Source organism: Microcystis sp. LE19-10.1B (assembly GCF_027530565.1).
GTDB lineage: Bacteria > Cyanobacteriota > Cyanobacteriia > Cyanobacteriales > Microcystaceae > Microcystis > Microcystis aeruginosa.
Genome location: NZ_JAPZQM010000745.1, coordinates 1 through 10,629, shown reverse-complemented (window position 1 = coordinate 10,629; position 10,629 = coordinate 1). Strand labels below are relative to the sequence as shown.

Annotated in this window: 11 protein-coding genes and 1 pseudogene; 4 read left to right on the top strand and 8 right to left on the bottom strand. The window is 44.6% G+C overall.

Annotated elements, in window-relative coordinates; genetic code table 11:
- Positions 1-417: 417 nt before the first annotated feature.
- From argC to O9332_RS26855, 3 genes are all read right to left on the bottom strand, one after another.
- The gene (argC, locus tag O9332_RS26865; protein WP_288028101.1) at positions 418-1,479 is read right to left on the bottom strand and encodes an N-acetyl-gamma-glutamyl-phosphate reductase; all 1,062 of its coding nucleotides are present in this window, start codon (positions 1,477-1,479) and stop codon (positions 418-420) included.
- A 254-nt stretch (positions 1,480-1,733) separates the two neighbouring features.
- On the bottom strand, positions 1,734-1,997 hold the full coding sequence (locus O9332_RS26860; protein WP_002733391.1) for a DUF3146 family protein: 264 nt from the start codon (positions 1,995-1,997) through the stop codon (positions 1,734-1,736).
- Positions 1,998-2,083: 86 nt separating this feature from the next.
- Positions 2,084-3,073, bottom strand: coding sequence for a DUF389 domain-containing protein (locus O9332_RS26855; protein ID WP_288028099.1), 990 nt, complete (start codon positions 3,071-3,073; stop codon positions 2,084-2,086).
- Positions 3,074-3,194: 121 nt separating this feature from the next.
- Between O9332_RS26855 and O9332_RS26850 the strand changes: the two are divergent.
- A pseudogene (locus O9332_RS26850) lies at positions 3,195-3,626 on the top strand (hypothetical protein); the annotation flags it as partial.
- Between the two features lie 36 nt (positions 3,627-3,662).
- Here O9332_RS26850 and O9332_RS26845 read toward each other — a convergent pair.
- The 5 genes from O9332_RS26845 to O9332_RS26825 all read right to left on the bottom strand — a co-directional run bounded on the left by O9332_RS26845 (position 3,663) and on the right by O9332_RS26825 (position 7,860).
- Positions 3,663-4,004, bottom strand: a complete 342-nt coding sequence (locus O9332_RS26845) for a hypothetical protein (RefSeq protein ID WP_288028097.1) — start codon at positions 4,002-4,004, stop codon at positions 3,663-3,665.
- Between the two features lie 408 nt (positions 4,005-4,412).
- Entirely contained in the window at positions 4,413-4,970 is a 558-nt protein-coding gene (locus O9332_RS26840) for a 50S ribosomal protein L25/general stress protein Ctc (protein ID WP_002759242.1), read from the bottom strand.
- A gap of 27 nt (positions 4,971-4,997) precedes the next feature.
- Positions 4,998-6,341, bottom strand: coding sequence for an adenylosuccinate synthase (locus O9332_RS26835; protein ID WP_002759243.1), 1,344 nt, complete (start codon positions 6,339-6,341; stop codon positions 4,998-5,000).
- A 127-nt stretch (positions 6,342-6,468) separates the two neighbouring features.
- Positions 6,469-6,636 carry a hypothetical protein gene (locus O9332_RS26830; protein ID WP_002759244.1) on the bottom strand — a complete coding sequence of 56 codons (168 nt, stop codon included), beginning with the start codon at positions 6,634-6,636 and terminating at the stop codon, positions 6,469-6,471.
- A 60-nt stretch (positions 6,637-6,696) separates the two neighbouring features.
- Complete coding sequence (locus tag O9332_RS26825) at positions 6,697-7,860, bottom strand: LptF/LptG family permease (protein ID WP_288028095.1); 1,164 nt, start codon at positions 7,858-7,860, stop codon at positions 6,697-6,699.
- A gap of 207 nt (positions 7,861-8,067) precedes the next feature.
- On the opposite strand from O9332_RS26825, the gene O9332_RS26820 reads away from it, so the two are divergent.
- From O9332_RS26820 to O9332_RS26810, 3 genes are all read left to right on the top strand, one after another.
- Positions 8,068-9,120 carry a dipeptide epimerase gene (locus O9332_RS26820; RefSeq protein WP_002759247.1) on the top strand — a complete coding sequence of 351 codons (1,053 nt, stop codon included), beginning with the start codon at positions 8,068-8,070 and terminating at the stop codon, positions 9,118-9,120.
- The gene (locus tag O9332_RS26815) at positions 9,113-10,156 is read left to right on the top strand and encodes an N-acetyltransferase DgcN family protein (RefSeq protein WP_002759248.1); all 1,044 of its coding nucleotides are present in this window, start codon (positions 9,113-9,115) and stop codon (positions 10,154-10,156) included. Before O9332_RS26820 ends, O9332_RS26815 begins: the two co-directional genes overlap by 8 nt.
- A 147-nt stretch (positions 10,157-10,303) precedes the next feature.
- Complete coding sequence (locus O9332_RS26810) at positions 10,304-10,552, top strand: hypothetical protein (protein WP_288028093.1); 249 nt, start codon at positions 10,304-10,306, stop codon at positions 10,550-10,552.
- Positions 10,553-10,629 lie beyond the last annotated feature (77 nt).

Sequence of the window (10,629 nt, the reverse complement as noted above, 5' to 3'; positions counted from 1 at the left end):
GCTGAATAAATCTAAAAACCTTGTTGGATAAGACTTTTGGACTTTTTTCCCCTCAAAAAGTGCCAGCCATTGCGGGGATCGGGGGGAAAATTCCTGGACTTTTTCCCTGAAAATTAGGTAGTTGACCACCTGAAAATCGATGAAACCCCACACCCCACACCCCACACCCCACACCCAGCCCCCAGGAAAAGCTTTTTCAGCAAACCCTAATTACAAATGTATCAGCAGCTGCGTGTAAGCATCCCACCGAAAAACTAATGCGCTCCGGGGTTTGGGGGGTAGAACCCCCCAAAGGCTTGGATTGAGTGATAAAATCGGAAGTAATGACCAATTTTAGCAGATAGTTTCCCTTTAAAAATCCCAACTCAGTAGATTTACAAAAATGAGATGTACCCGGTTAAACGCATCCAGGAATTTTTAAGGATAAAAACACATTTGCGGCAAAGCAAGGGATTCTTCCCAACCCATCATGAGATTAAGACATTGTACCGCTTGTCCCGATTGTCCCTTAACTAAATTATCGATCGCTGACATCACTATCACTCGATCGGTTCTCGGATCCACTTCAATACCGAGATAACATAAATTAGTACCACAGGCCCATTTAGTTTGTGGATAGACTCCCCCCGGTAGGATTTTGACAAAGGGAGAAGCGCGATAAAAAGCATTGTAGATAGTGATTAAATCATCCCGCACCAGATTGGGATCCCGCAAAGTTGCATAGACTGTGGACAGGATACCTCGGACCATGGGCATTAAATGGGGAGTGAACTGAACGCGCACCTCATGACCGGCTAAATCACTGCAAATCTGCTCGATTTCGGGAGTATGACGGTGTTTTCCCGCTACATTATAGGCCCCGATCGAATTATCTGCTTCTGCCAATAACATATTAATCTTAGCTTGTCTTCCCCCTCCCGAAGTTCCCGATTTGGCATCAATAATCGTGGTTTCCGGGAGAATTAAACCCTGTTTTAACAGGGGAGAAATCGCCATTAAACTAGCAGTAGGATAACATCCGGGGCAACCGATCAAAGAGGCATTTTTAATATCTTCCCGATAAAGTTCCGGTAAACCGTACACAGCCGTAGATGCGATCGCTTGATCCTGACGTTCCTTGCCATACCATTTACTATAGGTTTCTAGGCTAGTAAAACGATAATCTGCCGACAGATCCAACACTTTACACCCTTTAGCGAGCAAAGGAGGGGCTAAATCACAGGCTAAACCATTGGGTAAACCCAAGAAAACCACTTGACAACGGGAGGCAATTATCTCTAAATCGATCGCCTCCACATTAAGATTAATGCTATGACCGAGATGGGGATATAAATCACTGTAGGGTTTTCCGGCGCTACTATCGCCCCCCAGATAGGCTAATTCTACGAAGGGATGTTCTTTGAGCAAACGTACCAACTGTACGCCACCATATCCGGAAGCGCCGACAATACCCACTGAAACCTTCTGTTCTTGCGTCATTTCCCTTATTCCTAAAAATTCTTATCGTTAATATAACGCTTTAGTATGGCTGAATTTTAGCCTAACCGGCAGGATTTAAATCAAAAAACTTCCTTTAAAAACCTAGTATCTCGGCCGGGTTGTCCATAAACCGTCAATTTCTTTTGATCAATAGGCAGTTATCTTAATGATGAGGTACAAGGTTTTCCTTTTATGATGCCAAATTAAGTTAAACTTCATCCTTAGGAGAAAGGCTGTAATTCAATCCCCCATATTTAAAATTTTGAGCGCACCGTAAATTCATAATCTCCTCCCGGTTCTAATTGATAATCGTAGCGTTCTAAAAACCGATTCAAGGGTTCAAAAATCAAAGCCCTACCTAGGGAAGGTTGTACTAATAACTTGCCTTGAAGAAAATGCCACTGAAAACGCCATTGATATTGTTCCGTCCGCACTTCTCCCTCTAATTTCCCCGTTTGCCAAGATTGCTTAATTATCCGCACATAAGCCGTGCTTTCTGGTCGATTGCCGCCACTCACCTGAACCCTACCTATAGATTAAATATCAAACATTAAGATAGCGAATTAATCCTTGTTTGTCATTACTTGAGCTAATTTTCTCGACTTTATTCTGGGGCAGTGACTTCATTAACCTTAGAAACCAAGACATTTAATTGAAAAGGTCGCCCCATTTCCTTAGTAATGAATTCTTCCAACAATTCTACCTGTCTGGGGGTAATACTTTCCGCAGTTCTTACTACTAATCTCACCCGGGGAGGTTGCTTGAGCCAATTAATCGAAGATTCCAATAATTCTGCCCGTTGAAAAGTAATCGTTCGTTGTAATAAAGCTTTTTTGAGCAACCTTTCTAAGCGAGCTTGATTGGCCAGAGTTGCAAAACTTATTCCTAAGGGAATTAGCAAAACTGCTGTCAGGATAGAAGTCAAAATTAGAGCGTTACGCGCCCGATGAAAACTAGAATAACCAGCCAGCAAAAAGACCAACAAACAGGCGAGAGCAATGCCTAATAAATTGGTAATATATAACAGAGTTGCCCCCAAACTTAAGACCCAATTCCCTTGGGATAATCCTAAACCAATCGTACAAACTGGCGGCATTAAAGCCACGGCGATCGCTGTTCCCGCTAAAGTACCTGAAATTTTCGGTTCTATTTTGGCATAACCACTGATTGCCCCCGCCGTAATTGCTACTCCTAAATCTAAAAGATTCGGTTGAGAACGGGCCTGAATTTCACTACCAAATTCGGAAATTCCGATCAATAATCCTAGCAACCAAGCTATCGCTAAAGCGATGATCGTACCAACTAAAATCGCCAAGGCCGACTTACGAATTAATCGCCAACTGCCAATTAAACCACCAAAAGCCAGACTACGAATCGGCAACATCAAAGGGGCAATAATCATCGCCCCAATAATCACGGCCGCACTATTGGCGACTAAGCCAAAGGTAGCGATCGCACAAGAACTGACAATCAAAGCTAGATAGGGAAAATCGAGGGACGCTTCTAACCATAAATCGCGCCACATAGTCCGCGATTGTTGCCAGGTCAAGGGTTTTCTTGAGAACCACGAGTGAGGCCGTTCTTTTCTCGTCATGGGGCTGAGGAAGATTGACTTTTCTTTTACTTATAGCTTTTTTTGTCTAATCAATGTATATTTGTATCATTTTCTTTAACTAATCTTACCGTTTTTTCTTCGCCTCGATTGATGAAACCTCCTGCCCGCTGCCATCTGCCGACCGCCTTCGTTAACGCCCCTAGGCCAAGTAGAAATTAGCAAAGAAATTACCGACGAAACCCGACAGATTGATCTATTTTTTTCGCCTCATCCAGAGGGGCAAATAACTGTCGATAATCTAGGATTATTAGGTCAAATTGCCCTAAAGAACCCTCTCCTAGAACCCGATCGTAATTCTCCCACTCGTGCCGATGTGCGTAATTGTCTCTCGAAATTAACCGCCGTTTTTGCTGAACTACAGCGACAGGCCAAACGAGAAAATAGCCCCTACAATCAGGAAAATTTGCCCCGTTTATGGATTCTTGCGCCTCTGGTTAGTGAGACTATATTAAACGGTTTTGGGGCGGCCTTAGACCCGAATTGGCCCGAAGGGGTCTATTTCTTGCCTCCTTTGCAGCGCACGGCTATTATCAATCGAATCCGCCCGCGAGGAGCTATTTGAGCGTTTTCACGCTATAACCCTCCAGTAGATGGCAGCAGGGAGAGGGGCGCACCGGAGTACCGGAGAGGGCAGTGGGGAAGTGGGGTGTGGGGTGTTGGGTGTGGGGTGTGGAGTGTGGGGAAGTGGGGAAGTGGGGAAGTGGGGAAGTGGGGAAGTGGGGTAGTGGGGTAGTGGGGAGAATAAAAAAAATAATCTCCTGTCTCGGAGTCTCCTGCCTCCTGTCTCGGAGTCTCCTGCCTCCTGTCTCCTGACTCCTGAATCCTGTCTCGGAGTCTCCTGTCTCCTGTCTCGGAGTCTCCTGTCTCCTAACTCCCTACTTCTAACCCAATGTGCACCAAAGATAAGCAAAAATTATTTATTGACTCCAAAAACTTGAGAATATTTAAATTAACATTTCGCAATATTTACAAATTCTTAAGAATTAATTGAGAAAGATTTTTATTTAACAACGATGTTGCAATGGTTACAGCGATTTGATAGAATTTCAAAGTGGGTTATTCTGTGCTTTTTTGGACAGCAATGGTTGAAACCCTTGCTAAACCTACAGGGTGATCCAAATTGAGACGGGTAAATTGGTCAATTTCACCCACAACGATGATCTTTTTTTTGTGTAGTTTTATTGCAAAGAAAAAGTTTTTTTGACAAAAAACACAAAGTATGCAGTAGCAGTTATGGCAGAGTGGGGGTTGGGGAGGGGGAAGCTGTCTCATCACCCTATCACCCCAAAACCCGACCACCGACGACCGATCAATTAATTTACCGTTTAGCGGCAACAATGGCAAAAACGGTGGTATGGGGATCATCTTTTAAAGTCACCCCTTCTGGCATTTTCAAATCACCCACGAGCAGGGATTGCCCCACACCGATCCCCGACACATCAAATTCGATCACTTCTGGGATATTATCAGCAATACAGGAGACATTAACTTCGTTGACGAACTGTTCGATTAAACCGCCCTGTTTAGTTCCGATCGCTTCTCCTATGGCTTTAATCGGAACAACGATATCGAGCTTACCGTGGGCAGATACGGAGAAGAAACTGAGGTGATAGAGATTTCTTTTCCAGGGATGAGATTGTACCTCTTGGATCAAAGCTTTTCCCGTCCAGGGCATTTCGGGGACATTAACATCCACCAGGGTATTATTCACCGAGGCCTTTTTGAGCAGGGTTAAGGCCGCTTTTTCTCCCACCACGAGGGAAACCGATTCCGTGCCGCTGTGGCCGTAGAGAACCGCCGGGATCAAACCCTGACGACGTAGGGCCCTGGGGTTAATATTTTCGGGTCTTTTTTGACATTCAACGCTAACTTGCATAGTTGACTAATCCTCTTTAGCAATGATTTAAAATTCGTGATTATCCCAAGGTGAGCCATTTTCGTCCAAAAGAGCGCGTTTGGGTCCGTGAATGGGGTCTTCAACGATAATAGTTTGGTCGCGACTAGCTCCTAGGGAGATAATAGCGATCGGTACTTCCATGATCGCCCCTAGGAATTTTAGATAATCGAGGGCCTGTTTGGGCAGGTCTTCCAGACTTCGACAATCGCTGGTGGGTTGTTGCCACCCCGGCATCGTTCGGTAAATCGGTTGACAACGGGCGAATTCCATCGCACTGCTGGGCAAATGGCGACAGGTTTTGCCGTCCAATTGGTAGGCAACACAGACTTTGATTTCCTCTAGGGTATCGAGAACATCTAATTTGGTGATCGCTAGACAGTCTAAACCATTGATTCGCACCGCGTAACGACCGATCACCGCATCAAACCAACCGCAGCGACGACGACGGCCGGTGGTAGTCCCGAATTCCGCCCCACGATCGCATAATAACTGCTCGATCTCCCCCTCTAATTCCGTGGGAAATGGACCTTCACCTACCCTAGTGGTGTAAGCTTTGGCCACACCGATCACTCGATCGATTACCGTTGGACCAATGCCAGAACCCACACAAGCACCCCCAGCGATCGGATTGGAGGAGGTAACGTAGGGATAGGTTCCGTGATCGAGGTCGAGTAGGGTGCCTTGGGCCCCTTCAAAAAGAATATTCTTACGCTTGCGGATTGCTTCGTAGATTTTTAGGGAACTATCGACCACATGGGGACGCAGTTTCTCGGCATATTCTAGATATTCCTCGATCACCGTCTTCGCATCTAAAGGCGGTAAGTTATATAACTTTTCTAAAATGACGTTTTTATAATTGATCGTCCATTCTAGTTTTTGCCGCAGATTCTCGGTATTGATCAAGTCGATGACTCGAATACCGATGCGCTCGGATTTGTCGGCATAGGTGGGGCCGATACCCCGTCCCGTGGTGCCGATTTTATATTTACCCCGTTTTTCCTCGGATGCTTGATCGAGCAGCCGATGATAGGGCATAGTGACATGAGCCGTTTGCGAGATATAGAGATTGTCGGTGGTAACATTGAGGGCGTGTAATTGCGCCATCTCTTTGAGTAACACCGAGGGATCTATGACTGTTCCTGAGCCGATTATACATTCCGTATCCGGGTAGAGAATCCCAGAGGGAATTAGATGGAGTTTGAACGTTTGACCCTCGACGACGACGGTATGACCCGCATTTACGCCACCTTGAGAACGCACCACCACATCCGCCGATCGACTCAGCAGATCCGTGATTTTTCCTTTTCCTTCGTCGCCCCACTGAGCGCCGATTACAATAACGTTAGCCAAGGTATTTTAGTCTAGCTAAAGTTCACACAAACTCCTATTATCCCTCTTGGCGAATACAACTGTCAAGTTATCTCTCTTAGCTAATTGTGGGGAGAAGGCGAGGGGAAAACTCGCCTATTTTCAGGGTTTATTGACCTTCCCGACTGATTTGACGCTCGATAGTTTCGATAGCGGCATTTAATCCCGCTAGACGGGTTTCGAGGTCGTCGCGCATCCATTTGAGGAATGTTAATTTACGCTCTTGACATTCTTGACGGGAAGTGCTGCCACAAGTGTTAAAGAAGAAGGGAAACATAGACTAAGGGGCCTGCTATAACTCTACGTCTCCTATCTTGACGAAAATTTTCAAAAAAGTCTAACCGTTAAGTCGCCATAATAACCACAGACCTAACCCAAAACCGAAAAAGTTAGGCAGCCAGGCAGCTAGGAAGGGGGAGAGGGTGGCGGTTAGTCCCAAGCTGCCCACTAAGAAGTTTAAAAGATAATAGAGGAAAACAATGGCGACACTGAGACCGAAACTGGTTCCCCGACTAATTCTTTGCGGTAGAGAACCCAAGGCACAGCCAATGGTAGCAAAGACGATACAGACAAAGGGAAAGGCGATTTTTTGCTGGATTCGCACTTGAAAAAACCTGACTCTTTTCTCATCGCCACTGAGTTTGAGCAGTTGCACATATTCGATCGCCTGTGGTATGTTCATCTCGTAGGGATCGCGGCTTTGACGAGCAAAATCGAAAGCGGAGCGAGATAAAGCGATTTTTTCGGCTTTAAAGGGGATAACTTGGCTATAGGAGGCGTTAGGGGGGGTTAATTCATAGATAATGCCGTTAAAAAAGTCCCAGACGTTATCGACGGCATTCCAACGGGCCGAATCGGCGATAATAATTTGATTTAATTCTTCTTTTAGCCAACGGATAACGGTGACAGTTTTCATTTTTTCACCGTCAAATTGTTCGGCATAAAATAAACTTCTTAAATTGCGATTAATCGTACCATTTTCTAGGGTTTTTATTTCATAATCGGGATAATAAAAATCTTTATTTTTCCAAAAACTTGCCTCTTTATTAATTTTCTGAACTAAAATTTCTGTGGCTCGATAATTAGCATTGGGAACCACATATTCATTTAATAAAAATGTCACCACTGTCACTATTAAACTCAGGCAAAAAGTGGGTATAAAAAGACGATAAAGAGTGACTCCACAGCTTTGCAGGGCAACGGTTTCGCTATCACTACTTAAACGACCGTAGGTGATTAAAGTGGCCAGCAAAAGAGAAACTGGTAGGGAATAAGTGACAAATTCTGGCACTTTTAACAGGAGAATTTCTAGGGCCGAAGCGAGGGGTAGATTCGCATCAACTACCTGATTAGCTAAATCGGAAAGATTGCCGATCGCTACTCCCAAAGAGGCAAATAAACCAACACTAAATAAAAATGGGGGTAGTAGTTGGCTGATCAGATAGCGATCAATGAGGGCAATACCTCCATTTACCCAGTAAGAAATCTTTTTCTTAATCATTGATTTTGGTTAACTCACTCCTATTTCATCCCATTTCCTAACCCGCAGCCGTCTTGCCTACACCTTCGGTTAGCCTATCATATTTTGTCTTTGACGAAAAACACCGCCGGAAGTTGTATGATTGCGGGGAGAGTGGACAGAAGTAAGGATTTGGGTAAGTGTAGATAATTTTTCTGTTCCTATTCCCCGATCATCCCGAGGTGAATTATGCTGCTAAACTGGCAAACTTTTACTATTCATAAACGAGTACCTTTAAGGATTAGTCGCGGCACTACCAGTAAAAATACTAATATTTGGCTGCAAATTAGCGAGGAAAATATCGAAGGGTGGGGAGAGGCATCCCCTTTTGATATTACCAGTGAGGAGAAAAAACCCGATAAAATCCTGCAAGAATTAAACTCGATCGCTCCTCTTTTACAATCTTTTCACCCCTGTCAACGCCAAGAAATTGAGAAAATTTTATGGCAAAATCAGATATCTTCGGCTACTCGTGCCGCTATTGACACGGCGCTGCACGACTGGTTAGGCAAAAAAGCTAATTTACCTCTCTGGCAAATTTTTGGACTCGATCGCTCTTTAATTCCGCCGGTTTCTGTTACTATCGGTTTAAATTCTCCAGAAAATGTGGGTAAGAGGGTGTTAGATTGGCTAGAAATCGGCGATTTTAGCTTATTAAAAGTCAAATTAGGCTCACCGGACGGTACAGAAGCCGATCGAGCTATAATTCTGGCTATTAAAGCAATTGTCCCCCATTTGCCCCTAACTGTCGATGCTAATGGTGGTTGGAAATTGAGCGATGCGGTGAAAATGTGCCAATGGTTAGAGGAAAAAGGCGTTATTTATGTGGAACAACCCCTATCTGCGGGACAAGAACGAGATTTAATCGATTTATACCAAAAATCGCCCCTACCTATCTTCGTCGATGAAAGCTGTTTTTCCAGTCAAGATATCCCGAAACTGGCCGATCGAGTCCACGGCATTAATATTAAACTAATGAAAGCTGGTGGATTAGCCGAAGTGCAAAGAATGATTCATATTGCCCAAGCTTGCCGACTGCAAATTATGTTCGGATGTTACTCTGATAGCAGTTTAGCCAATACTGCCCTAGCACATCTTGGCCCGCTTGTCAACTATCTTGACCTAGATAGTCATTTAAATTTACGCGATGATCCCTTTACGGGTTTAAGCTTGGAAAGGGGACGTTTACAACCAAATAATTCACCCGGTTTGGGTGTTAGTTTACGGACAGAAGATGACTAATTATTTGACTCCTGACAAGAAAGTAGCGATTCTTCTCCACGAAGGAATCAAAGGAACTCGCGGCAAAACCGGGTTAAGTTATCTGCGTTACGGGAAAGCGCCGGTAGTGGCGATTATTGACGCAGAAAGCGCCGGCAGCACCTTAAAAGAAGTGGCCGGAATCGATCGCCCCTTGCCGATTGTTGCTACTGTTAGGGAAGCTCTAACCTATCATCCCGATACCCTGTTAATTGGCATCGCACCCTCAGGAGGCATTTTACCACCCCATTGGCTAGAAGAAATCAAAGAGGGGGTAAGGGCAGGGTTATCCCTCGTTAATGGACTCCATACACCCCTAAAACCCCTTTTTTCTCAGCTTAAACCGGATCAATGGATTTGGGATATCCGTCTGGAACCCCAAGACTTAAAAATTGGGCAAGCGCGGGCGAAAAATTTAACCTGTCAGCGTATTCTAACGGTAGGGACGGATATGAGTGTGGGCAAAATGTCCACTAGCATCGAATTACATCGAGCAGCCTCAGAAAAAGGGCTAAAATCGCAATTTTTAGCCACTGGACAGGGGGGAATTATGATCGCGGGAAAAGGTGTACCCTTGGATGCGGTGCGCGTCGATTATGCTGCTGGTGCGATCGAGGCTTTGGTGTTAGAATCGGCAGAAAATAACGATATTTTGTTTATTGAGGGTCAAGGCTCTCTTTTACACCCTGGATCCACTGCTACCTTGCCCTTAATGCGTGGCAGTCAACCAACGGGGTTAATTCTCGTCCATCGCGCTGGACAAATTCATATCAAGGATTTACCAGATATTCTCATCCCTCCCCTAACGGAAGTGATTAAACTCTACGAAATGACTGCCAGCGCCGGGGGAAGTTTCGGGGAGGTGAAGGTAAAGGGGATTAGTTTAAATACTTTTCATCTTAGTCCGGAGGCGGCAGTTAAAGCTATAGAAACTGTGCGGGAGGAAACGGGGTTATTTTGTACCGATGTTGTCCGTTTTGGCGCTCAAGGGTTATTATCAGTTATCAGTTATCAGTAATCAGTTATAAGTGAGCAGTAATCAGTTATCAATTCAACCACAGTCGATGGTGGTGCGTTACGACGGATTGTTAGCTTGAAGTTAAAGCGGAAATTTTGGCCGTCTAACGCACCCTACTGGACTGGGTAATAGGTGTAGGGGTAATTCATGAATTACCCCTACAATTACGTTTTTTTGGATGTTGTCAAAATTTCTCTTGACAAAGGCAGCTTGACAGGATACTATATTCATAATGGAAAATCCGTGCGCCTACAGACCCTCTTTTCCAACGCTCTTAACTATGATTGGTTTATTCAATCAATCTTCATCTCTAATCTACTCTTAACTAGGTTCCTAGTCATAGTTCATCAGATGATTACATCAACCACTGTCAATGGTGGTGGGTTACTGGACTAGGTAATAGGTGTAGGGGTAATTCATGAATTACCCCTACAATAGACCTCTTGCAAAAGTCTTAAGTCGATCCTTGTACA